The 24,162-nt window shown below is 41.2% G+C and carries 23 protein-coding genes; 16 read left to right on the top strand and 7 right to left on the bottom strand.

The window, feature by feature from the left end; genetic code table 11:
• The first annotated feature begins 16 nt into the window (after window positions 1-16).
• On the top strand, window positions 17-1,201 hold the full coding sequence (locus tag H4683_RS03330; protein WP_192597406.1) for an FtsW/RodA/SpoVE family cell cycle protein: 1,185 nt from the start codon (window positions 17-19) through the stop codon (window positions 1,199-1,201).
• The gene (pyc, locus tag H4683_RS03325; protein WP_192597405.1) at window positions 1,201-4,638 is read left to right on the top strand and encodes a pyruvate carboxylase; all 3,438 of its coding nucleotides are present in this window, start codon (window positions 1,201-1,203) and stop codon (window positions 4,636-4,638) included. The genes H4683_RS03330 and pyc overlap by 1 nt, the downstream gene beginning before the upstream one ends.
• Before the next feature lie 80 nt (window positions 4,639-4,718).
• On the opposite strand, the gene H4683_RS03320 is transcribed toward pyc, so the two are convergent.
• Window positions 4,719-5,630, bottom strand: a complete 912-nt coding sequence (locus H4683_RS03320) for a COX15/CtaA family protein (protein ID WP_275403057.1) — start codon at window positions 5,628-5,630, stop codon at window positions 4,719-4,721.
• A 327-nt stretch (window positions 5,631-5,957) separates the two neighbouring features.
• Here H4683_RS03320 and cyoE point away from each other — a divergent pair, with 327 nt between their 5' ends.
• From cyoE to H4683_RS03285, 7 genes are all read left to right on the top strand, one after another.
• Window positions 5,958-6,875 carry a heme o synthase gene (gene cyoE / locus H4683_RS03315; RefSeq protein ID WP_192597404.1) on the top strand — a complete coding sequence of 306 codons (918 nt, stop codon included), beginning with the start codon at window positions 5,958-5,960 and terminating at the stop codon, window positions 6,873-6,875.
• 97 nt (window positions 6,876-6,972) lie between these two features.
• On the top strand, window positions 6,973-8,043 hold the full coding sequence (gene coxB, locus H4683_RS03310) for a cytochrome c oxidase subunit II (RefSeq protein ID WP_192597403.1): 1,071 nt from the start codon (window positions 6,973-6,975) through the stop codon (window positions 8,041-8,043).
• Window positions 8,044-8,076: 33 nt separating this feature from the next.
• Window positions 8,077-9,951 (top strand): cbb3-type cytochrome c oxidase subunit I, encoded by a 1,875-nt coding sequence (locus H4683_RS03305; protein ID WP_192597402.1) that lies wholly within the window; start codon window positions 8,077-8,079, stop codon window positions 9,949-9,951.
• Window positions 9,951-10,577, top strand: coding sequence for a cytochrome (ubi)quinol oxidase subunit III (locus tag H4683_RS03300; RefSeq protein ID WP_192597401.1), 627 nt, complete (start codon window positions 9,951-9,953; stop codon window positions 10,575-10,577). The genes H4683_RS03305 and H4683_RS03300 overlap by 1 nt, the downstream gene beginning before the upstream one ends.
• A 1-nt stretch (window position 10,578) precedes the next feature.
• A complete protein-coding gene (locus tag H4683_RS03295; RefSeq protein ID WP_192597400.1) occupies window positions 10,579-10,926 on the top strand; it encodes a cytochrome C oxidase subunit IV family protein in 348 nt (115 codons plus the stop codon).
• Window positions 10,927-11,539: 613 nt separating this feature from the next.
• Complete coding sequence (ctaG, locus tag H4683_RS03290) at window positions 11,540-12,493, top strand: cytochrome c oxidase assembly factor CtaG (RefSeq protein WP_225941844.1); 954 nt, start codon at window positions 11,540-11,542, stop codon at window positions 12,491-12,493.
• Window positions 12,494-12,533: 40 nt separating this feature from the next.
• Complete coding sequence (locus H4683_RS03285) at window positions 12,534-12,995, top strand: DUF420 domain-containing protein (RefSeq protein ID WP_192597399.1); 462 nt, start codon at window positions 12,534-12,536, stop codon at window positions 12,993-12,995.
• A 35-nt stretch (window positions 12,996-13,030) separates the two neighbouring features.
• Here the strand turns inward: H4683_RS03285 and ytvI are convergent, their stop codons facing one another.
• Together ytvI and H4683_RS03275 are read right to left on the bottom strand one after the other, a co-directional pair.
• Window positions 13,031-14,089 (bottom strand): sporulation integral membrane protein YtvI, encoded by a 1,059-nt coding sequence (gene ytvI / locus H4683_RS03280; protein WP_192597398.1) that lies wholly within the window; start codon window positions 14,087-14,089, stop codon window positions 13,031-13,033.
• A 145-nt stretch (window positions 14,090-14,234) separates the two neighbouring features.
• Complete coding sequence (locus H4683_RS03275) at window positions 14,235-14,600, bottom strand: YugN family protein (RefSeq protein ID WP_192597397.1); 366 nt, start codon at window positions 14,598-14,600, stop codon at window positions 14,235-14,237.
• A gap of 236 nt (window positions 14,601-14,836) precedes the next feature.
• Between H4683_RS03275 and H4683_RS03270 the strand changes: the two genes are divergently transcribed.
• Window positions 14,837-15,907, top strand: coding sequence for a CAP domain-containing protein (locus H4683_RS03270; RefSeq protein ID WP_192597396.1), 1,071 nt, complete (start codon window positions 14,837-14,839; stop codon window positions 15,905-15,907).
• A 13-nt stretch (window positions 15,908-15,920) separates the two neighbouring features.
• Here the strand turns inward: H4683_RS03270 and H4683_RS03265 are convergent, their stop codons facing one another.
• A complete protein-coding gene (locus H4683_RS03265; protein ID WP_192597395.1) occupies window positions 15,921-16,652 on the bottom strand; it encodes an amino acid kinase family protein in 732 nt (243 codons plus the stop codon).
• Window positions 16,653-16,762: 110 nt separating this feature from the next.
• Between H4683_RS03265 and H4683_RS03260 the strand changes: the two genes are divergently transcribed.
• Both H4683_RS03260 and H4683_RS03255 read left to right on the top strand, forming a co-directional pair.
• Window positions 16,763-18,199 carry a UDP-N-acetylmuramoyl-L-alanyl-D-glutamate--2,6-diaminopimelate ligase gene (locus H4683_RS03260; protein ID WP_192597394.1) on the top strand — a complete coding sequence of 479 codons (1,437 nt, stop codon included), beginning with the start codon at window positions 16,763-16,765 and terminating at the stop codon, window positions 18,197-18,199.
• Window positions 18,200-18,254: 55 nt separating this feature from the next.
• Entirely contained in the window at window positions 18,255-18,698 is a 444-nt protein-coding gene (locus tag H4683_RS03255; RefSeq protein ID WP_192597393.1) for a YlbF/YmcA family competence regulator, read from the top strand.
• 181 nt (window positions 18,699-18,879) lie between these two features.
• On the opposite strand, the gene H4683_RS03250 is transcribed toward H4683_RS03255, so the two are convergent.
• Window positions 18,880-19,791: a glycerophosphodiester phosphodiesterase family protein gene (locus H4683_RS03250; RefSeq protein ID WP_192597392.1), complete on the bottom strand. Its 912-nt coding sequence runs from the start codon at window positions 19,789-19,791 to the stop codon at window positions 18,880-18,882.
• A gap of 128 nt (window positions 19,792-19,919) precedes the next feature.
• Between H4683_RS03250 and H4683_RS03245 the strand changes: the two genes are divergently transcribed.
• On the top strand, window positions 19,920-20,192 hold the full coding sequence (locus H4683_RS03245) for a YlbG family protein (protein WP_192597391.1): 273 nt from the start codon (window positions 19,920-19,922) through the stop codon (window positions 20,190-20,192).
• A gap of 3 nt (window positions 20,193-20,195) precedes the next feature.
• On the opposite strand, the gene H4683_RS03240 is transcribed toward H4683_RS03245, so the two are convergent.
• Complete coding sequence (locus H4683_RS03240) at window positions 20,196-20,591, bottom strand: DUF7147 family protein (RefSeq protein WP_192597390.1); 396 nt, start codon at window positions 20,589-20,591, stop codon at window positions 20,196-20,198.
• Window positions 20,592-20,658: 67 nt separating this feature from the next.
• On the opposite strand from H4683_RS03240, the gene H4683_RS03235 reads away from it, so the two are divergent.
• From H4683_RS03235 to coaD, 3 genes are read left to right on the top strand one after another with little or no spacing between them, the layout of a single operon-like run.
• Window positions 20,659-22,098 carry a hypothetical protein gene (locus H4683_RS03235; RefSeq protein WP_192597389.1) on the top strand — a complete coding sequence of 480 codons (1,440 nt, stop codon included), beginning with the start codon at window positions 20,659-20,661 and terminating at the stop codon, window positions 22,096-22,098.
• Window positions 22,095-22,643, top strand: a complete 549-nt coding sequence (gene rsmD / locus H4683_RS03230; RefSeq protein WP_192597388.1) for a 16S rRNA (guanine(966)-N(2))-methyltransferase RsmD — start codon at window positions 22,095-22,097, stop codon at window positions 22,641-22,643. The genes H4683_RS03235 and rsmD overlap by 4 nt, the downstream gene beginning before the upstream one ends.
• Window positions 22,644-22,653: 10 nt before the next feature.
• A complete protein-coding gene (coaD, locus tag H4683_RS03225; protein ID WP_192597387.1) occupies window positions 22,654-23,136 on the top strand; it encodes a pantetheine-phosphate adenylyltransferase in 483 nt (160 codons plus the stop codon).
• Window positions 23,137-23,189: 53 nt separating this feature from the next.
• On the opposite strand, the gene H4683_RS03220 is transcribed toward coaD, so the two are convergent.
• Complete coding sequence (locus tag H4683_RS03220; protein ID WP_192597386.1) at window positions 23,190-24,110, bottom strand: hypothetical protein; 921 nt, start codon at window positions 24,108-24,110, stop codon at window positions 23,190-23,192.
• Window positions 24,111-24,162 lie beyond the last annotated feature (52 nt).

Genomic DNA, 24,162 nt, shown 5'->3' with positions numbered 1-24,162 from the left:
AAAAAGAGGTAATTTTGTGAAGTTATATATTAAGCGTTTATTTCGCTACTTTGATTTCCCGCTATTCTTTGTATACCTTATGCTTATTCTATTTGGTCTCGTTATGATTTATAGCTCTAGTATGGCTATGGCTGTCGGAAAATATAAGTATAAGCCGGATCATTTTTATATCCTTCAGATAAGGAATCTTATGGTTGCTATTCCCGCTTTTTTAATAGGTGCATTTTTCCCTTATAAAAATTATAAAAGAAAAGGCTTAATGGTTGCTGGAATCATTGCGATGTTTACACTTCTAATCCTTGTTCATTTTATTGGATATGGGGAATCGGTAGGAGCACAAAGTTGGATCAAACTTTCAATCGGAGGTAGTATTCAGCCATCCGAAATTGCGAAACTTGTGATTATCATTTATTTCGCTAGTGTATTCGCAAAGAAATACGAAGCGGGAACGATTGATAATATTAACCAATCGATTGCACCACCTATCGGAATTCTTGTTCTAGCAGTCGGCTCAATAATGTTGGAAACGGATATCGGTACATCATTCATTATCGTCATGGCAGCCCTCTCTGTTCTGGCAGCAAGTGGCATTAAGAAACGAACCTTCTTAAAGATGAGTGGTGTTGTTACGGTGGCTCTTATTCCTGTTGTGATTATCCTTTATTTTGCTTGGGATACTGTTATGACGCCGGGGCGTCAAGGTCGATTATTGGCATTTTTGAATCCATTCGACTACGCACTAGGTTCAGGTTACCAAATAGCGAATGGGTACATAGCTATTGGGACTGGGGGACTGAAAGGTCTAGGTCTTGGGAATTCAATTCAAAAGATGGGTTATTTGCCTGAACCCCATACGGATGTAATTATGGCGGTCATATCGGAAGAACTAGGTTTGTTGGGTGTCATTATTGTTATAGGCGGTTTAGGTTTTATCGTCTTAAGAGCATTATCAATTGCACTGCATGCAAAAGATCCACATGCACGTATGCTTGCGGCTGGGATTGGCAGTGTAATTGGCATCCAAACATTCGTCAATTTAGGAGGGTTAACAGGTCTTATTCCTCTTACAGGTGTTCCTTTGCCGTTTATTAGTTATGGCGGAACGTCTGTCATTCTGCTATCGTTAGCGTTAGGAATATTGATGAATGTATCAATGTTCGTGAAATATGAAAAATCAAATAGAAAAGGAAGTGCCTTGTGATGGAAAATATTAAGAAAATCCTTGTAGCTAACCGTGGGGAAATTGCAATTCGTATTTTTCGTGCTTGTACCGAGTTGAATATCCCTACTGTCGGAATTTATTCAACGGAAGATAGTGGATCATTCCATCGATACAAGGCAGATGAGTCCTATCTCGTGGGGGAAGGTAAGAAGCCGATTGACGCTTACCTTGATATTGAAGGAATAATTGCACTTGCGAAAGACTCGGGGGCAAATGCAGTACACCCTGGTTACGGATTTCTTGCTGAAAACGTAGATTTCGCACGACGTCTCGAAGAAGAAGGAATACTATTCATCGGGCCAACTTCGAAGCATCTTGACATGTTCGGGGATAAAGTAAAAGCCCGTGAGCAGGCAATCAAAGCGGAGATCCCAGTGATACCTGGTAGTGACGGTCCAGTAACTACGGTCGAAGAAATTGCAAAATTTGGTGAATCTGTTAGTTATCCGATTATCATTAAAGCATCACTTGGTGGTGGCGGACGTGGAATGCGAATCGTCAATTCCCCAGATGAAGTGATGGAAGCGTACGAACGTGCAAGGTCAGAAGCGAAATCTGCTTTCGGGTCAGACGAAGTGTATGTTGAGAAATACATTAATAAACCGAAACATATAGAAGTCCAAATTCTTGGAGATACGCACGGTAACGTCATCCATTTGTATGAGCGTGATTGTTCAATTCAACGTCGCCATCAGAAAGTCGTTGAAATTGCTCCTTCGATTTCACTTGAAGAGGGACTACGTGAACAGATTTGTGACGCAGCAGTGAAAATAATGAAGAAAGTCGGCTATATCAATGCAGGAACAGTTGAATTCCTTGTATCCGATGGTCGTTTCTATTTCATCGAAGTGAATCCGCGTATCCAAGTGGAGCATACAATCACCGAAATGGTGACGGGTATTGATATTGTCCATGCACAAATTCATATTGCGGATGGACAAAACCTTCATAAAAGCGAAGCAAGTATTCCATCACAAGATAAAATACCGCTATTTGGCTATGCAATCCAATCGCGTGTAACGACGGAAGACCCGTTAAACGACTTTATGCCTGACACAGGGAAATTGATGGTCTATCGTTCTGGTGGGGGCTTTGGTGTCCGTCTTGACGCAGGAAATGGTTTCCAAGGAGCTGTAATTACACCCTATTATGATTCTTTGCTTGTTAAGGTTTCTACTTGGGGAATGACGTTCCGTGAAGCTGCGGCTAAAATGGACAGAAACTTACAAGAATTTAGAATCAGGGGAATTAAGACGAATATTCCGTTTCTTGAAAATGTCGTGAAACATAACAACTTCCTTACGGGGAATTATAATACTGGTTTTATTGATTCGACACCGGAACTATTCCTATTCCCAGAGCGAAAAGACCGTGGAACAAAAATACTGAATTATCTCGGCAACGTAACCATTAATGGATTTCCTGGCATCGGAAAACAATCAAAACCGCTATTCCATTCCATAAGAAAACCGTCAGTCGACCTTCTCACACAACCTGCTCCTGGAACGAAGCAAATATTGGATACGCGAGGAGCAGAGGGTCTTGTTCAATGGATTAAAGAGCAAAAGGATGTACTTTTAACGGATACGACATTCCGGGACGCGCACCAATCCTTATTAGCTACACGTGTCCGTACATCTGATATGACTTCAATTGCTTCTGAATCAGCAAGGCTTATGCCGGATCTGTTTTCTTATGAAATGTGGGGCGGGGCGACATTTGATGTAGCCTATAGATTTCTAAAAGAAAGCCCATGGGACAGGCTGTTAAAATTACGTGAACAAATCCCGAATGTTTTATTCCAAATGTTGTTTCGTGGTGCGAATGCAGTCGGTTACACCAATTATCCCGACAATGTTATTCGTAAATTTATTAAAGAATCAGCGGATGCAGGTATCGATGTATTCCGGATATTCGATAGTCTGAACTGGATTAAAGGAATGGAAGTTGCGATAGATGCGACACGCGAAGCAGGGAAGGTTGCGGAAGCAGCAATTTGCTATACGGGAGATATCCTTGACGATTCGCGTGCGAAATACACAGTAAATTATTATAAAGAAATGGCGAAAGAGCTTGAATCAGCCGGAGCTCATATTCTTGCCATCAAAGATATGGCAGGTCTTTTGAAGCCAGAAGCCGCATACCGACTTATTTCAGAATTAAAGGATACGGTTGATTTGCCGATCCATTTGCATTCGCATGATACAAGCGGTAATGGTATATACATGTATGCAAAAGCGGTTGAAGCGGGTGTGGACATCGTAGACACTGCCCTCGGATCTATGGCGGGTCTAACTTCACAACCTTCAGCAAGCTCGCTCTACTATGCGCTACAAGGCGGTAAGCGTAATGTGCGTGCAGACGTCAAGTCATTCGAAGATTTATCGTATTATTGGGAGGATGTCCGAAAGTACTACCAGCATTTCGAAAGTGGCATGATGAGTCCACATTCGGAAATTTATGTCCATGAAATGCCGGGTGGGCAATATTCCAATTTACAACAGCAGGCGAAAGCGGTAGGTTTAGGGGAACGCTGGGAAGATGTCAAGGGCATGTATTCTCGTGTCAACTTGCTATTTGGTGATGTTGTAAAGGTGACACCTTCATCCAAAGTGGTCGGGGATATGGCTTTATTTTTGGTGCAAAATGAACTGGATGAAAAATCAGTCCTTATCCGTGGCAAGTCGATTGATTTCCCAGAATCAGTTATTGAATTTTTCGAAGGATATATCGGCCAACCTTATGGTGGATTCCCGGAAGAATTACAGAAAGTGATTTTGAAAGAGCGCAAAGCAATTATCGTTCGACCTGGTGAGTTATTAGAGGACGTCGATTTCAAGAAAATGAGTGATGCGTTGAGTGCCAAATTAGAACGTCCAGTTACAAGCCATGAAGTACTTTCGAATGCACTTTATCCTAAAGTCTTTGAAGAGTATTCACAAACGAATAAACAATTCGGTGATGTATCAGTCATCGACACACCTGAGTTTCTTTATGGAATGCGACTTGGTGAAGAGATTGAAGTGGAAATTGAAAAAGGGAAGACGTTGATTGTGAAACTTGTGTCAATTGGTGAACCTCAATCAGATGCAACAAGAGTAATCTATTTTGAGATGAACGGCCAGCCACGTGAAGTAATTATAGAAGATATGAGTGTGGAATCCGTAACGGTTAGGAAACAAAAAGCAGATCTTTCAAATGAAGGCCATATTGCCGCAACGATGCCGGGTACTGTTTTGAAAGTTGCGATATCCAAAGGGGCGAAAGTGAAAAGGGGCGAACACTTACTCATCACGGAAGCCATGAAAATGGAAACAACGATTCAAGCGCCATATGATGGTGTTGTAAAAGAGATTTATGTCTCAGCAGGAGAATCGATTGCGACAGGCGATTTACTTATTGAACTGGAACGTTAATTAGAATACAAAAAGCACTCAAGGGGAAACCTGAGTGCTTTTTGTATTCTGATAAATTTAGAAAGGATAACCCTCACACTTTATTTCGTTTGTTTGCCTCTCGAAACAAGTAGAATCATATATGTCAATAGACCAAACAGTAATGTAACGAACAACGAATGAAGCAGTGCGACATACAGATTGAGGAGTGTAAAAACGACTATCATACCTGTCGTTGCTTGAAGCACCACTAATGTGAAGGCGATGATCCATCCCCAGTAGATGACACGCTGTTCTTTATAATTCCGGATGGCGTGAATCATGATGATACCAAGCCACACGATGATTAAAGCCGCAGCTGTGCGATGGCCCATCTGCACCCATTCATACATATTTTTCGGTAGTTCAAACGAGTCGTTTCTACATAATGGCCAAGACCCACAAGCGAGTCCTGATTCTGTGTGGCGAACGAGAGCGCCGGTGTAAACGACTAAATAAGAATAAATTGATACGCCAATTGTATGCCATTTTAATGTCGTTCCTACCCGTAGATTATCTGCATCAAATTTTTGGTCCACTTCAAAAATAAGAAGTGTCAATAAAAGGACCGCTGAGAACGAGATAAGTGAAATTCCGAAATGAAGTGCAAGTATGAAATCACCTTGCCCCCATAGTACTTGGGCAGCACCAATTAACGCTTGTAAAATAAGGAAGAATACTGCCATGAAGGAAAGGAATTTTGTTTCCCTTATATGACCAATTGCTTTCCATGACCAGACAGCAAGTACGACAATCAGGATTCCAACCGCTCCAGTAACCAGCCGATGGGAGAATTCAATCAGTACTTCAGGAGTAATCACATCGGGGATGAGTTGTCCATTACATCCAGGCCAGTGTCTACCACATCCTAAACCGCTATCCGTCTTCGAAACGAGGGCTCCTCCGAGTAGGATTAGAAGCATTCCTATCGTAGAAGCAACTGCGAACCATTTTAGATATTTATTATATCGCAAAAAAAGACACCTACTTTTTTAATGATGACCATCCAGTATAGATGATCCCTGCCATTTCGATGATAACGAAAAAAAGGTGAAAAAACAATGGAGAACGGTTAAAAATGGTTAAGGAGTTGCTGTTTTCACAAATTGTTCATAAAAAAGACGCTTTAACTTCACAAAAGGCATACTGAAATGATTTACTATAGATAAGAGCTACAGAATAAATTGTTTCGATGCCCAACGGAATTTGGAGAAATTTTGTTTATGTATAGAAATTATACCCGAATTTCGATATAGTGAAGTATAGAGGTCTTCGCAAACAACTTTGAAAGGAGGGGTAACATGTCAAACGGCTCTACAATTTCAACACCCGTCAAACCAGAAATTGTATCGACATCTGTGTTCAAGGACTTTCTTGCACTCATAAAAATTGGTATTGTCAATTCGAATATGATTACGACGTTTACTGGTTTGTTTTTGGCGTTTCAATTTACCGACAAGAGCTTTCTACAAAATATTGATTTGCTTCTGTACGCCCTTGTAGGGTCGGGTCTGATTATTGCAGGCTCTGCGGCACTCAATAATTTGATTGATTGTGATATTGATCCAGTAATGACGCGAACGAAGTTGAGACCCACAGTCACAGGACGATTCAAAGCACCGGCTGTATTGGCACTTGCGCTCACTTTTATCGTTGTAGGTGAAATTCTGCTATTCTCAGCATCCACAGCAGCTGGCCTTTGGGGGCTTGCTGGAGTATTCAGTTATGTTGTACTCTATTCGATGTGGTCCAAACGTAGATACGTCAGTAATACGATTGTCGGGAGTATTTCCGGAGCTATTCCGCCGCTAATCGGTTGGGCCGCAGTCGAACCTGCACTTGGAGCGGGTGCTTGGGCACTATTCCTAATTATGTTCATATGGCAACCGCCGCATTTTTATGCGCTTGCCATGCGTCTAACAGAGGAATACCGTGCAGCAAACATACCCATGCTTCCTGTTGTAAAGGGATTTGCAAGAACGAAGAAGTCAATGTTAGCATGGGTACTGTTTTTATTCCCACTACCGTTTCTTCTTACTGAACTTGGGGTAGGCTTCCTTTTACTGGCAACCGCTTTGAATATCGGTTGGCTTTACTTTGCACTAAAAGGATTTAAAACGAAAGATGATTTGAAATGGGCGAAGACGATGTTCATCTATTCATTGAATTACATGACCATCCTGTTTGTCTCAATAATCATTTTCTCGCTATTCATCTAACACCGGAATTCTTTCTTTGGATAGGAATTCATATAGAGGGGTAAGTAATCCTCAAGATAAGAAAACATTTTTTTAGAAAGAGAGGTATCATTAAGCGATGATGAAAGGACTCAAAAAGTGGCGTCTCTTTTCTTTATTAGCAGCTCTTACCGTGTTTCTTGCGGGGTGTGGTCAAGAAGAGCTATCCACGCTTCTTCCGGCAGGTCAAGTTGGGCAGGATCAATTTAACTTGCTGATGCTGTCTTCAGCAATCATGTTACTAGTAATCATTGTAGTTGTGACGATCTACGTAGTTGCACTCGTACGTTTCAGACGTTCCAAAGTAGGAGAGGACCATGTTCCAGAACAAGTTGAAGGTAGTCATACGTTGGAACTTGTGTGGACGATTGTTCCGATTCTTTTAATTTTACTACTTGCAGTTCCTACAGTCTATTACACGTATAAACTTGGCGACGTTACAGCGATGGGTGCTGTGGATGAAGATGGAAATGCGGAAAATTTAGTTGTCGATGTGACGGCGAAACTTTTCTGGTGGGAATTCGAATATCCTGAACTGGGTATCGTAACAGCACAGGAACTTGTTGTACCGATGGACGAAAAAGTTTATTTCAACTTAATCGCTGCGGACATCAAACACTCATTCTGGATACCGGCAGTCGGTGGTAAAATTGATACGAACGTTGAAAACGTCAATAAGTTCTATCTCGTTTTTGAAAAAGATTCGAAAAAACTTAAAGATGGAGTTTTCTATGGTAAATGTGCGGAGCTTTGTGGCCCTTCACACGCACTTATGGACTTCAAAGTAAAAACAATGCCTCGTGCTGAATTCGATGCTTGGGCTAAAGCGATGCAAGCAACTGGAGAGCCATCGACAGATGTTGCTACTGTTAGTCAAGGTGAAGAAGTGTTCCAACAAAGCTGTATCGGATGTCATGCGACGTCTGCTGTCGGTGAAAGTGGAGCAGTTGGACCAAACCTTGCTTCATTCGGTGACCGTAATCGAGTAGCTGGATTTATGGATCATACGGAGAAAGATTTAAAAGACTGGATTAAGGATCCACAAAAGTACAAGCCAAGCAATCAGATGCCTGAATTTGGCAGTAAACTCTCTGAAGATGAGCTTGACGCTCTTACTGAATACCTTATGGGTCTTTCAGTTGAAAAGTAATTTAATTGTGAATTTGAATAGGAGGTAAATAAAGTGAGTTCAGTTGCTCAAAAAAAAGGTTTTGGCGCAACGCTATGGGACTGGATGACAACTGTCGACCATAAAAAGATCGGAATTCTTTATCTCGCTGGTGGAGGTTTCTTCTTCGTCCTTGGTGGTATAGAAGCGATGATTATTCGTTTGCAACTTTTACGACCGAATAGTGATATCGTCAGTGCCGGTCTTTTCAATGAAATCATCACGATGCACGGAACAACGATGATTTTCCTAGCAGCCATGCCGATATTATTCGGTTTTATGAACGCCATTATGCCGCTCCAAATCGGAGCTCGTGACGTTGCATTTCCATTCATCAACTCATTAGGTTTTTGGATGTTCTTCTTCGGAGGACTCTTCCTAAATATTTCATGGCTCGTTGGTCAAATTCCTGATGCTGGATGGACATCTTATGCATCATTATCTCTCGTGTCTGAAGGACATGGGATAGACTTTTATGCGATAGGACTTCAAATAGCCGGTGGGGGTACGTTGATGGCAGGGATTAACTTCCTTGTAACGATTATCAATATGCGTGCACCGGGTATGACATACATGCGTATGCCATTGTTTACATGGACTACGTTTGTTGCATCTGCGATGATTTTATTCGCATTCCCTCCACTTACGGTTGGATTGTTCTTGCTTACATTCGATCGAATGTTCGGCGGTAACTTCTTTGATCATACAATGGGCGGAAACACAATCATCTGGGAGCATATATTCTGGATATTTGGTCACCCTGAAGTTTATATCTTGATTTTACCGGCTTTCGGTATTTTCTCTGAGATTTTCCCTATTTTCTCACGTAAACGCCTATTCGGTTATCCGGCGATGGTATTTGCAACAGTTCTTATCGGATTCCTCGGATTCATGGTATGGGCTCACCATATGTTTACAGTGGGTCTCGGACCGACAGCGAATGCAATTTTTGCTGTAGCAACGATGGCAATCGCCGTACCAACAGGGGTTAAGATTTTCGACTGGTTGTTAACAATTTGGGGCGGAAGCATCAAAGTTACAACCCCGATGCTCTATGCACTAGGATTTATCCCATCCTTTGTTATGGGTGGTGTTACTGGAGTCATGCAAGGTGCTGCACCGCTTGACTATCAATTGCACGATTCGTACTTTATCGTCGCTCACTTCCACTATGTAATCGTCGGTGGTGTTGTACTCGGAATTTTGGCAGCTACACATTTATGGTGGCCGAAGATGTTCGGTACGATGTTGAGTGAAACACTTGGTAAAGTGACATTCTGGTTCTTCTTCATCGGATTCCATATGACATTCCTTATCCAGCACTGGTTAGGGTTCTGGGGTATGCCACGTCGAGTCTGGACGTATATGGACGGACAAGGATGGAACACGGCAAACTTTATCAGTTCAATAGGTGCCTTATTAATGGCGATTGGTGTTATTGTGCTTGTCATTAACATAATCATCACCACTGTTAAGAATGTTCGTGTTGGAAATGATCCATGGGGTGACGGTCGTACACTTGAATGGGCAATTAGCTCACCACCTGTTCACTATAACTTTGCACAAACACCACTTGTTCGTGGGCTTGACACGTATTGGATTGAGAAATCAGAAGGTAATGAATCGGGTATTACACCGGCTGAACCTATTCAGGATATTCATATGCCAAACGGTTCAATCATTCCATTCTTCATGACGCTTGGTATGTTCATCGCTGGATTTGGTGCGATGTACCGCGTTGAAACATCATGGGGCCTTTCAGCACTTATATTTGGACTTGTCTTGACATTTGTCTCGATGGCAGTACGTTCATTACAAGATGACTTGGGTTACTATGTTAAGAAGGATGAAATCTTAAGAGATTTAAAACGTAAAGGGGGTCGAAAATAATGGATTTAAACAAAAAATTCACCCCTGAGACGTGGCCGGATCATCCGGAAAGAGCAACTTTGGAAGCGAAAAATAAATTTGTTGGTTTCTGGCTTTTCCTAGGTGGAGAGACAGTTCTGTTTGCTACACTTTTTGCGACATACCTTGCATTGAAAAATAAAGGTCCAAGTGGCTTTGGATTTTCAACACAAGAATTATATCAACTACCTCTCGTGTTTGTTATGACGATGCTCCTACTTACATCTTCATTAACGAGTGTGTATGCGATGTATCATCTAAAGAATTATAATTTCAAGAAAATGCAACTTTGGCTTGGAATCACTGCATTGCTGGGTCTTGCATTCCTAATGCTTGAAGTGTACGAGTTTGTACATTATGTAGGTGAGGGTTTCACTTTTGACAATAGTGCATTTAGTTCTGCGTTTTACACGCTTGTAGGAACACACGGTTTCCACGTAGCTATCGGACTTGTCTGGATTACGCTACTCATTTTCCGTAATTCGAAGCGTGGATTGAATTTGTATAACGGGACGAAATTTTACACATTCTCGTTGTACTGGCATTTCATTGACGTTGTCTGGGTATTCATATTCACTGTAGTCTACTTGATGGGAGTGATAGGATAATATGGCGGACATTCAGGTTTATACGAAATCAGCAGCTGAATTAGAGTTAGGACAGAGACGTGCAAAGAGTTCGATGCGTAATCAGGTCATGATGTTTTCGCTTATGATTTTCCTGACGCTTATCTCGTTTACAATGGTCACAGCCTACGGCGCTGGTGTCGCTGGGTTCTCGAAATTTTTTATTATCCCGATGCTTATGTTGTTTGCAGCTGTCCAAGTTGGTTTACAATTGTATTACTTCATGCATATGAATGAGAAAGGTCACGGAATTCCCCAAATGTTCATGTATACAGGAGTATTATTAGGCGGGCTTATTCCGCTGACATTCCTCACAATTATTTGGTGGTAATTTAACAAGACTAAAAGCCTGTGAAGAGTTTATCTTCACAGGCTTTTCTTAATTGTCTAGCTCCAGCGGCCAGATGCTCGGGTCATAAGCTAGCCCGGCGATGCGGCAAAGTGCGCCGCGTTGCCAGTCCATCTTATGCCTGTCGCATCTAGGCAGGCCGCTTGCGCTTTTCTTAATTGTCTAGCTTCGGTCACCAGCCGCTCGGGACGCTTCGGACTTGAAGATAAAGGCAAAGAACGCCTTTATTTTCAAGTCCTCCAGCGCCTGTCGCGTCTAGACGGCGCCCTGCGCTTTTCTTAATTGTCTAGCTCCAGCGGCCAGATGCTCGGGTCATAAGCAGTCGGGAGGGATTGTATTGCATCCCTCCTATATGCGGCAAAGTGCGCCGCGTCGTTAGACCGACTTATGCCTGTCGCATCTAGATGGCCGCTTGCGCTTTTCTTAATTGTCTAGCTTCGGTCACCAGCCGCTCGGGACGCTTCGGACTTGAAGATAAAGGCAAAGAACGCCTTTATTTTCAAGTCCTCCAGCGCCTGTCGCGTCTAGACGGCGCCCTGCGCTTTTCTTATTTGTCATAGTTCGTTCATTGTGTTAGTGCTTGGTTAGTTTTATAATGGAGAGAGACTTAGTTGAAGGAGCGATGGCAATGTTGCCTTTAAGCATATTTGGATTTAAAGCTTTATGGAGTCCTTGGTTTTTATTATCTATTCTACTTGCTATCGGTTTGTATTTCTTGTTAACGGTAGTATGGAGGGATAAATTTGAGAGGGCGGAACCGATTAGTCCTAGACAGATTAGTTATTTCCTTGTGTCTATGATTATTTTATATATCGTGAAGGGTTCACCAGTAGATTTGCTTGGTCATATTCTGTTTTCCGTACATATGACACAAATGGCAGTACTTCTTCTTGTGATTGCTCCATTTCTCATTATAGGGATTCCGAATTGGATGTGGAAAAAGGTCTTTGATGCAAAAATCCTTGGTTCTATTCTTCGATTTTTCACTAAGCCCCTTGTTAGTCTTATGCTATTCACTTTCATGTTTTCACTTTATCATTATCCAATGGTGCTTGATTTTGTGAAATTAAGCTCAGTTCTACATGCGGTATTTACCATAACTCTATTCATGGCAGCCTTGTCTCTTTGGTGGCCGATCATTAATTCGTTGGAAGGACAACCGCAGCTCCATGGTCTGAAGAAGATTGGTTACGTAATTCTAAGTGCGATTCTGGTCACTCCTGCGTGTGCCCTGATCATCTTTGTGGATGTTCCTGTATATGATACATACAGTACCGGTGAGGCATGGTTAAAAGCGATGGCCTTATGCGTTCCAGCTGGAACATTGTCAGGTTTGACGATTTCAGGACCAGAACTATTTACAAATATGCCTACGCTCTATGATCAGCAATTGGGTGGAATTCTTATGAAAGTTATACAGGAGGCAATTTACGTGGTTGTACTCGGTAGAATTTTCGTCAAGTGGTATAGAGAAGAGCAATTGAACGCAGATGAAATAACGCAACAAGATTTGTTAGAACGGAAAAAAATGACGATGCACGGTTACTAAAAAAGTAGCGGAAATATTCGTAGAAGGGGGTAATTAGCAGATGGGTGTACCACTATTACCTACGATTAGCACCTTTTTTATAGTCCTTTCAGCAATTTTAGTGGCTATAGGATGGGGATTAATCAGAAAAAAGAAAATTGAGGCTCATAAGAAAACGATGTTAGCTGCGGCGGTATTTGCGGTTCTCTTTCTTATCATTTATGTATCAAGGACCATTTTCGTCGGAAATACGGCGTTTGGTGGACCGGATAGTTTGAAAGTTTATTATACGATTTTTCTTGTGTTTCACATAGTCCTTGCGACGACAAGTGCTGTATTCGGAGTCGTCACGATTTCCGCTGGACTCAAGAATAATTTAGTAAGACATCGGAAATTAGGACCGATTACGAGTGTCATTTGGTTCTTTACAGCGATTACAGGTGTCGCGGTTTATTTGCTTTTATATGTATTCTATAAAGGCGGAGAGACGACATCTGCTATTAAGGCAATTCTTGGTTTCTAAAAAACACGCTTCCACATTTTTGTGGAAGCGTGTTTTCATATTCTGAAATTCATTCTGATGATGCCAGCTTCACGGGCAGTTGTGAAGAGGATAACAACAAGTGGTCCAATGAAGAAACCGAGGAAACCGATAAGTTTAAGGCCAACAAACATTGCAATCAGTGTCGGGAGTGGTGACAATCCGATATGGGACCCCATCACTTTAGGTTCTACTGTCCTGCGTATGATTAGTAGAATAACAGCTAGTATCGCCAACTTCGTACCTGTTGCGACATCACCACTTATCCATTCATAAAGGGACCAGGGTGCGAGGATGATGATAGACCCGAGAATCGGGATGATATCGATAATCCAAATGACTAGCGACATGACAATCGCATATTCTGGTACAATCAGGAGCAGTCCGACAAACGTGACAGCGAGAATAATTAAACTGACAAGAAGTTGTGCTTTCATGAAACCGAAAAAGACAGAATTGAGTTTTGTGATCATATACCGAACTTTTTCCGCTGTTGATGTTGTCATATGTCTGAACATGGTCTTCCTTAGTTCGGGTAGTTCAAGCATAAAGAGGAATAAAGCAATCATATAGACAATCAGACTGACCAAGAAATTCGGAATATCCGTCATGAGTCCCATAATTTTATCATAACTCATCAAATTCAAAATCGACACACGCATAGATTCGAATATAGTTCCAAATTCTTTTTGGACAGTTTTAACGACGTCATGAGGCATGCTAGAAGTGTATTGAAATAATTTACTTTGAGCATCTATCCATACACCAGACAGTGAATTGAAATATTCAGGTGCTTCTTTCGTGAACTCAATAATTTTCCCTATAAGTCGAGTGACCGTATAATACAAAACCGAAGTTATGAGGGCAAGGATAAAAATGTAGACCGAGATGACTGAAAGTTTCCGACTCCATTTAAATTTCTTTTCAGTTAGCCTGACCAACGGATCGATAAGCAGGGATGTAAGAAGTGCAAATATGATTGGTATTGAAACTGGAAGGATAAAGATGATTATTAAGATTGTGACAACTACGCTTAAAGTAATGATGAAGTTACGTTTAGTAAGCCATTTCGACAACGGTCATTCCCCCAAATTAATCACTGTTTAAATTATAACCAAAATAGTGACGATTGAATAGTAAAGAAAGTTGCAAGACGTGTCAAAGATTGGGAGGGAATAAAAACACCGGGGAATAGTATATTCTCCGGTATTCCTTACACCATTATTTTTTCAGATTATAAGGTTGTAGTGCATCATTTACCGCTTTTAACGTTAGTACACAATCTTTCACAAGACTTTCCGGGAAGATTTCACTTTCACCGTATTCGACCCCATGTGGATAGTAATACTTGCCAAGGACCGGTTTTTTGAGGTTCATGATTGCGTCACGCGTATCCACATCACCATCAGTTGTATAACCAAATATTCGTAGATAGTATGTACCTTCTTTGATGACGTATTTCTTATCATATGTCACCCGTTCATAATCCCACTGACCTGCACGGACGAGATCATGTTTTAACATGAGTTCATCCAGTAAGGATAAGTCGGCAACAATATTTTCGATGCCTGTATCTTCAATATACATAGTTTGTATCCTCCTCATATATCATTCAGCTAATTCCCTATACCTATTTATAATAGAGCAAATCAGTTACGGTTGCAATGACAACATTGTGACATGGAATAAATTTTGTGAAGAAAAAGACAATCATCATCATTCCCTTCATATTGATGAAGTATAATGAAAAGAAGGAATCATTAATATAGTATGGGACAGGGAATACTAAGATAAACCCATTACTTTTGAAAGTAGGGCGACATATGAAAGTACTTTTGAAAATAGTTTTTTTACTCATCGTTGTTCTAGTGCTATTTTACATTATGGATGATCGGGTGAAGGAAAATAAACCTCTTGAATCACCTGTGAAGCATGGCACGGCTATACCAGTACCTGGAAAGGGAGTAGGTACGACCATCCCACAGAGATCACTACCCAAAACAGGTTTATCGAAATTTGTTGGAAGTAATGTAGAAACTTTACTAGCTGAGATGGGAAAACCAGATCGAATTGAGCCGTCCGGTTATAACTATGATTGGTGGATTTATACAGGAACCCATCAATTCATGGTGGGCGTAACCCAGGAGAAAGTAAACCAAATTTACTCAGCAGACATTACGTCAGATGTATCACCTTTTGAAATTGGACAAAATGTAAAAGATATCTATAGATTTACAATTGTTGAATCGGAAGTAAGTGTTCAAATCGGGGATAATATATACACATTCACATTGAATAGTGAAGATATGCAAAATAAGCTACTCATTGAATACGAAAATCTGTATGCTCAGCTTTATATTGACAGTGTAAACGGAGGACTAGAGGCGGTGCGTTTTATCGATCCGATTACACTTGTCCTCCATCAACCCTATGATATGGCTTACATGGGTGAAATCGTTTCTGCTAACCGTCCGTCATCTACAATGCAAATTGAAGTGGATAGAGCGATGGAGCGTCAAATTTTTGATTTAACGAATCAATACAGGACGAAACATGGAGTAAACGAATTAATGAATAATTATAGACTCGGTTTAGTAGCGCAGAAACACAGTAAGGATATGGCGCTTGAAAATTACTTCTCTCATAATTCACCGGTGACTGGAAATTTTGCTGACAGGTTAAAGGAAGCAGAAATCGAACACCGTAAGGCAGGGGAAAATATTGCGTTCAATTATGTGGATGCGATTGAAGCGATTAATGGTTGGCTCAATTCACCAGCACACCGGGGTGTCTTGCTCGACATGGATTTCACACATCTTGGATCAGGTGCATATGGCACCTATTATACACAAAATCTGATTCGTATGACTGCGGAAGAAAACGGACACCAATGAAAATGTAGTCTGTTCATGGGGTAATCCATGTTCCGGACTCTGTACTAGCAATTCCTCTAATATAGAGAGGGATTGCTTTTTTAATGGCGTGTAGAGCAGCCCGTTTTTGAATGATGGGTCTATCACAATCAAGAAGGTGGATGAAATCGTCTAACTTTAGTAAATCTAGTTTGTGACAATTTTCTACTAGGTGTGGATCATTTGTCATGACGCCAGGTACATCTTTAAAAAACTCTACATGTGAAGCGTGAAGAGCTGCTGCTAGTGCGATGGCAGTCAGGTCACTCCCCCCCCTTCCAAGTGTCATTACATTGTTATTATCATCCACCCCTTGAAAACCGGGGATGATAACACAGCGTGTACTTTCAAAACTATTGAGAATGGGTGTAGTATTTATATGAGCAATAGTTCCATCTCCGAATTCCCCAGCCGTCGTGATTCCTGCCTGGATACCGTGAAGAATCATGTTTGCCACACCTGCACGGGCCAATTCTGCTGACAGTACAGCTGCCGAAATAAGTTCTCCACAAGACACTGCAAGATCGCTTGCTGCTGTCGAAGAGGCGAAGGCATCGGTAAGGTTTAATAGGCTATCCGTTGAATAAGGATCTCCAAAACGACCGATTGCAGAAACGACTATGACAATTCTATCATATTCTTTTAATCCATCATTTATATGGTTGATACATTTCAATCTCATCTGTTCATCTTTCATTGCGACTCCACCGAACTTTTGGATAATCATAAACTCTCCCAACTTTCTTCGTGACGTTCATTGCATTGTTTTCATACGATAAAGTATGTTCGTTCTCAATATATTCTTTTTTACAGAAAATGTTCGGGAAGGGGAGAAGTATGCTGCTTTTAATGGAGCTATTGAAAGACTGGCCGTGTACAGTAAGCGGAGGTGAATTCAGGACCCCTGTAATGGGGATCACTGAAAATTCATCAAAGGTGAAAGAGGGTTTCATTTTTGTAGCGAGGAAGGGGACTCATGACGACGGGACATTCTATATTGAAGAAGCGATAGGACGCGGTGCTTCGGTCGTAATTATTGATAGAATGGATTTGACTGTTTTTCCGGCGGACGTGCCGGTCGTTATCGTACCTGAGTGCAGAAAATTTCTTTCCTATGCAAGTGCCCGGCTTGCAGGTAATCCTTCAAAAAGATTGAAAGTGATAGCGGTGACCGGAACAAACGGAAAAACGACAGTGACCCATTTCATCGGTCAATTACTGAAGAGAGTAGGGGTTCGAGCAGCTGTTATCGGAACGACGGGCTTTTTTATCGATAGCGTAAAAACAAAATGTGAGATACCACATATGACAACGCTGCCTCCCGAATATCTGCATCCTTTATTGGGGATATGTGAAGAAGAAGGCGTCACTCATGTTGTTCTCGAAGCATCTTCTCTTGGATTATCCAGGAATCGTCTGGATCATTGTGAAATTGATATTGGTATAGTATTGAATATCGGGAATGATCATTACGATGAACACGGTGGAAAGAGGGCCTATCTGAATGCTAAAAAGCAGCTTGTACAGATGGCGAAGACAATTATTGTCAACTTGGATGATGAACAATGTGTACAATTGGTAGAAAACGCATTGGTCCGGTTGGTTTATTTTGGGCAGGATTCGTCGGCAGGTTTTCATGTTTCTGACGAGAGGTTGGAGCTTACTGTTTTGGGTCATTATAACAAGATGAATGCTATGGCGGCGGTTACAGCATTAATCGTCCTTGGCTATCCTATGGATGAAATCTTTCAATATACAAGTACGTTAAAATTACCTGAAGGCAGATTGCAACAATTGGAGCGAGATGGCGTGAAGGTTTTCGTAGATTATGCACACACACCTGACGCTCTTCAGGCGGTGTTGCATACGCTTTCCAATTTTTGTTATGGGAGGCTAATCACAGTTTTTGGATGTGGAGGTGAACGTGATAGGGGAAAGAGATCAGAAATGGGAGAGCTCGCTGTCCTTTATTCATCATCTGTCATTGTAACATCAGATAATCCCAGGAGTGAAAAACCGTTAGCAATCATAGAGGATATTATGAAAGGTTTTGGTGGCGATTGTTCAGTCGTCGAAGCGATACTTGATCGAAAAAATGCGATCCGAAAAGCAATTTTTAGTGCAGCACCGGGTGACATTGTCCTGATAGCTGGAAAGGGCCACGAAAAGACACAGCATACGGCGAATGGACTGTTCCCATTTTCTGATTATAAAGAAGCGGAACATGCACTCCTTGAAAAAACAGTATTGGATTTAAAATATGAAAAGGAATAGGTGCATACAAACAGGCTCATCTGGTATGATAGGGGGGGATTGGAGGGATGAGTCCATGATGATGACCGATGAATGGATCAACATCATTGAAAATGCGGAAGAACTAACTGCAATGCTGTTTTCTTCGGAAGCGGTAGCCCAATACCGCAGAGCCTATGACGAAGTTTATTCGGACGCCGAATTGGCTATATCCATTAAAGGGTTTACGGAAATGAAGGAACGTTATGAGGAAGTCCAACGGTTCGGAAAATATCATCCGGATTATAATAGAGTAATGAAAAGTATTCGCGTGCAAAAACGTGCGCTTGACCTTAATGAACAGATTGCAACACTTCGGGTAGCCGAGAACGATGTCCAATCTATATTAGATGGAATTGGCTCACTCCTTGCAAAATCTGTATCAGATGCAGTGAAGGTTCCAGCAGGAAGCGTATTTGTTTCTGATTCATCCTGTGCAACTGGTTGTGGCACAGGTGGGGGTTGCTCATGTTCTGCGTAAAGTGAAATATATTACTATAATGTTGAACGTATGAATACAGCGAAGGCACCTTCCAAGGGGTAGCCGTAGCAGATTCAATGGAATTCTTTATTTCAACATACTATGGCGTTAAATGTCTTGCTATTGAAAAACAGGTTGCATACATGTTGGAAAATCGACATGTGTTGCAACCTGTTTTTCGTTATTCATCTATACTTTCTTGTACAACTTCCATTGCAGGAGTCGGGCAATCTGTGATAAAACCCGCTGCGCCTAAATTCAAAAGTTTGATGAATGATTCTTTGTCATTGACGTTTTCGAAATAAGTAGGAATATTTAACTGTGTGAGGAAGTGAATAAAACTTTTAGTTCCAAGTGGAAAGACACCGAGTTTTTTAGTGATCCTGAACAAATCTGCACGCGGGCTATAGAGATGACCTAACTTACTTGTGAAAGCTGCATATGCTTTTTTCACCTCATCACTACCGGCACCCGTCGCAATCCGGTTTTGTGCGTATAAATTGAACCGATCCGTCTGCTCATCATATTGACTTGTCACGACGACCCGATCTTCGGCTCCAAGCTCTTCCAAAAGTCTCCAAAGTTTAGAGGGCATTAAGCTACCTTCATATGTATCAGGGGAGTCCTTTAGATTGATGGCTATTAACAGGTGAGGGAAGTTCTCTAATAATTCGCGGAGGGTAAGAATCTGTTCGCCTTTGCCGCGGTAAGGGTGTTCACCTTGTTCGTTTTTAAATGCATAGCCTGCATCTGCCTTTTTTAGTTCGATAAGTGAATAATCTGCAATTCTTCCGGAGAAATCAGTCGTTCGGTCCACATACTCATCGTGGAAGACAATGATTTCTTCATCTTGCGTTAGTCGGATATCAATTGCGAAACCGTGCACACCAAGTTCAGCCGATTTTGAAAATGCGGCCTTCGTATTTTCGGGCGCTTCTGCAAGTCCTCCCCGATGAGCGAGAATAATCGGTTTGTTGAAGTCAAGCGCTTTTTTACTTTCACGTGGCATTGGTTTTGCGACAAATTTGGAAGTTGCCCAGGCAGCTACGCCTGCAACACCGACTGTGAGGGCTACTTTTGTTTTTCTTCCCATTAAGGAACCTCCTCATTAGTTATTACTTTTCTCATTATAAGGTAAAAGATTGAAGTTGTCAGCTATGTTCGGTTGCAGCCCTTTTCGTACCTATGGTATTGTATGGGGTAGGAAAAGAGGGGAAGTCTATGATCAATCGACAAGGAGTTATTGTCTATCTCCATCATTTGAAACAGGCAAAATCATTCCGGAAATATGGACATGTTCATTATATATCACGAAAAATGAAATATGTTATCCTTTATTGTGATAAAGAGGATATCGACACGGTCATGGGAAAGATTGAACGACTTCCTGCTGTGAAAAAAGTTCTGCCTTCTTATCGGCCATTTGTGAAAACTGAATATGAAAATGCCAAGCCAGATAAAGCAAAAGAGTATGATTATAAAACTGGATTATAAAATTTAACGTAATGGTGGTAACAAATGATTCAGTCTTAGGATACCTGTCACATAGTGATAAAAGAGGTCTCGTTCAGCGAATTCGGAAGAGTTTTTAAGCTCTATATAGACTGGGATGCTACCGGTTTTTTCAGCGGTCTCTTCAAAAAGCATCCTACGTTTAGATTTGTCGCTACCTTGTTGAAGGATTCCTTCCCTGCAAATATAAATCGGCATAAAGTTGCTGTCATTTGCGGGTTCGAAGGCGGCAGCAAACGATAATGCAAGTCCCGCTGGAGTTACAGAGGATAAGATGAATGTCTTATGTAGGCGATTGCTATTCGTACTTATTAGTTCGCATAATTCGAAAATATCTCCAAATCCTTCACCTAGTTCAATAAATCGTTGATGTAATATCATACATAAACACAACCTTTCTAAATACGTTTTTATTGGCTTTATCATACCATGTGATGGGGTGTAAGAATTGCAATTTCTCAAAAGGGTAGTTGTCTTTTTACTTTTCATAAATGGATTCCTTATTTATATGCATTATAGACAGTCAGCAGACGTGTCGGCGAATGAAACGAATTCGATGATATACTCACAGGAAATTGAAGTGACGAACCGTCCGGATGCACTCTATATCCGTCATCATTTCAGCGGTCTATCGAAAGGGCGGCATGAAATCAGCTGGCCCGAGTCAAGCATTGAAAGAGCGTGTTATCTTGCAAGTGTCACATCTTGCGATCGATTAGACAAGAATGGTGCGGTTTTTATTGAAGGAGTTAATGGTCAACAATCCATTTCATACGAAATACCAAAAAGTGGTCCGATGAAACTGTCAGCTTTATTCAAAGAATCATTTGTAACTATTCGCGATTCTTCGGTTACGTCTACACAATTGCATCTGTCTGATGAAACCGCAATTGGTGGAGTTTGGGTGACCGGTCTGAAACAGATTGGTTTTAAAAAGCTGGAACTTACCGATTATACATTGTTCCGCGGTTCGGGAAAGGTCACGGATCTATATTGGCAACAAAACAGTTTACCAATCCTTGTAAGTGGAGAGAGACTATCCGTTTATGGAACAAATAATGATGTCGACAAATTTGTGGAAGTAGAAAATGCACTTAAAGACATTGATGCAGATCATTCGATAGTCGTAATCGACAGTAGTGTACCTGCTGTTCATTCTTCTAGGTTCATCGTTTCGGATAATACGAATGTAGGTAAGATGACGGACATCTTTTTAACGAATCGTATAGTTTCACGCTTTTCAATTCCATCAGATGAACGGATGATAATCGAAGTGATGGCGTCTATAGTTGGACATAAACCGGTTGGGGTGAAAAAGTCCCGACAAGCTTATAATATGCTCATCGCATCGATTACTAAAGAAGAACTTGAACAATTCAGGGAATTTTTAATTAATATGGAAGGAAAATGGATTGACGCAACTGTTTTAGATGGTCTGATTGATAAAGTGACAGGTTTCAATACTTCTTTTTTCACCAAAAATGTCCAGGAAGATCCCGCCATCTATCCATTCCTTTTTGAAGATTCCAGGGAAGTTAAGGTAGATGGGAAAGACAATCCAAATTTAAAAGTCATTCTAAAGGATGGCAAAACGCTTTATCCAGCTAGAATGATTTTGAGTCAAATCGGATTTTCTGTAACGTCGAATAACGAATCTATGTACATTGAAAACAGTAATAGGAAGTATCGATTTCCGGAGAAAGAGCATTTCTATGTTTATAATGAACAAAAATATGATATTGTGACGATTCCCTTCGAAGTTCTGGGCGGTGACTACTATTTCGAAGAGAATTCGTTTAAGCGATTGTTTCTGTTGGGCATTGAAAAGACAGCCGATACAATTGATATTGTACCAATTTCGACATTGATTGAGGAGGCTGGCCATTGAGGGTTGTTGCAGGATCAAGAAGAGGAATCCCATTGAAGTCATTGTTAGGTTCGGATACTCGCCCAACAACTGATAAAGTGAAGGAATCCGTGTTCAATATAATTGGCCCTTATTTTGACGGTGGGGTTGTGGTTGAATTATTTGGGGGGAGCGGGTCCCTTTCGATTGAAGCTCTATCAAGAGGTGCGGATGAGGCGTTCATATTCGAAAAGAACATGAAAGCTTGTGCTATCATTCAAGCAAATGCGGAAAAATGTAAGTTCACGGAAGAATTACATATTGAGCGGACAGATGCACGGAATGCAGTGAAAATCCTGCAAATAAGTGGTAAGAAAGCAGATTTACTTTTTATTGATCCCCCGTACGCAGAGACGAGATTTTATCATCTTGCACAGGATTTTTCCGAAGCAAACCTACTTTCTGAAGGGGCTGTCATCGTGTGTGAGCATGAGAAACAATTAGAATTGCCAGCTTCTTATGGTCCTTTCAATAAAATAAAAAACGCGGTTTACGGAAATAGCGCAATATCCATTTATGAGAAATGAGGTTTCACTATTGTCTAAAATTGCAGTCGTACCAGGAAGTTTCGATCCGTTGACAAACGGCCATCTTGATATTATTAAAAGGGCATCCAGTGTTTTTGGACAAGTGAAGGTAGTCGTCATGGTTAATTCATCGAAGAATCCACTATTTACAGTCGAAGAGAGAATGACACTCATCGAGGGAGCTAGCTCTCCATTTCCGAACGTAAAGGTTGAATCATCATCGGGGTTATTGATTGATTATGCTAAAAGTGTCGATGCCTCCGTGATTGTTCGGGGACTGCGGGCTGTTTCTGATTTTGAATACGAAATGCAAATCACGTCTATGAACCGATTTCTTGACGAGAGCATTGAAACGTTCTTTATCATGACGAACAATCAATATTCGTTCCTCAGTTCTAGTATAGTCAAAGAAGTGGCGAAGTATGGCGGTGAAATTTCAGGTCTTGTCCCACTACAAGTTGAAGAGGCACTAAAACAAAAATTTAATGTTTAACGTTTGTTCGATGGTTATGATGAAACTAGATTTTCATCATAACCATTTTTATTTTACAAAATGAAATAAAAGATGATTGGAACGAAAATGATGCTCCATATACGACCGACAAAATAGGGAGTCATTGGAATTCCACATGATTTCGCTATGACGAAGACTTGCATATGAATACTAAGGCCGTTCATGGAAATGATTATAGCGATAAGGATGGGGAAGATGGATAGGTCCAAAAAATGGTCCGTTGCCGATTGAACACCTGACGTCATCTCAAAAAAAGATAATGCAAGAGTTTTTGAAATGCCCATGTCCACCGTGAAGGCGGAAGTAATACCATTTGACAGCACTGTTCCGAGAGATGAAAAGAATATGACGGTGGTTGCAACAAGTATGATTACCGTTGAGCTTTCTTTAAGCGCTTCAAGAAGCGGCATTTCTATAGTTGTTTGGATAAATCGAGAAGGAATATTGTCCATCTCCTGTTTACGATAGAGGAATAGGATTGCGATAAGAAAAAAAAGAATATTAGCAATGTGGATGGCTGCAAGCAATTTCCAACCTGTTTCGATGTTACCGAAAATTTCTGTTCCAACAAAGCCGATGATGAACATCGGTCCTGGTGCATGGCAAGCTGCTAGGAGCAAGCCGCTGTGCTTCCGTGCGAGTTCGCCATTTTTCGTCATTGCTGTTACTGTAACAGCACCGACAGGAAATCCGCCGAAAGATCCAAGTACGTAGGCTTTCATGAATCGTCGCCATTTCGGAATGTTTTGTGTGTGATTGGGTATTTTTAAGAGCCATTGTGTCAAAATAATGTAGGGTAGTAAATAAGGGAGTAATGCATGGATGAATAATTGCGCTCCAGCTACCGCTCCCGCATGCGCAACGCCTGGTTTCAAGATGAATAAAATGATGAGTCCCCAAATAACTGCAATATTTATCATGTGAAAAAGGCGTGCATACATTGTATTATCCACGGGCTCGACTCCTCTCGTGATTTGACTCCGGGAAAATAAAAAGACAGGGAAT

Origin of the sequence: Sporosarcina limicola, from assembly GCF_014873855.1 — a bacterium.
Lineage (GTDB): Bacteria > Bacillota > Bacilli > Bacillales_A > Planococcaceae > Sporosarcina > Sporosarcina limicola.
Note: the sequence above shows the minus strand (reverse complement) of the source record. Positions and strands in the feature narration are given on the sequence as shown.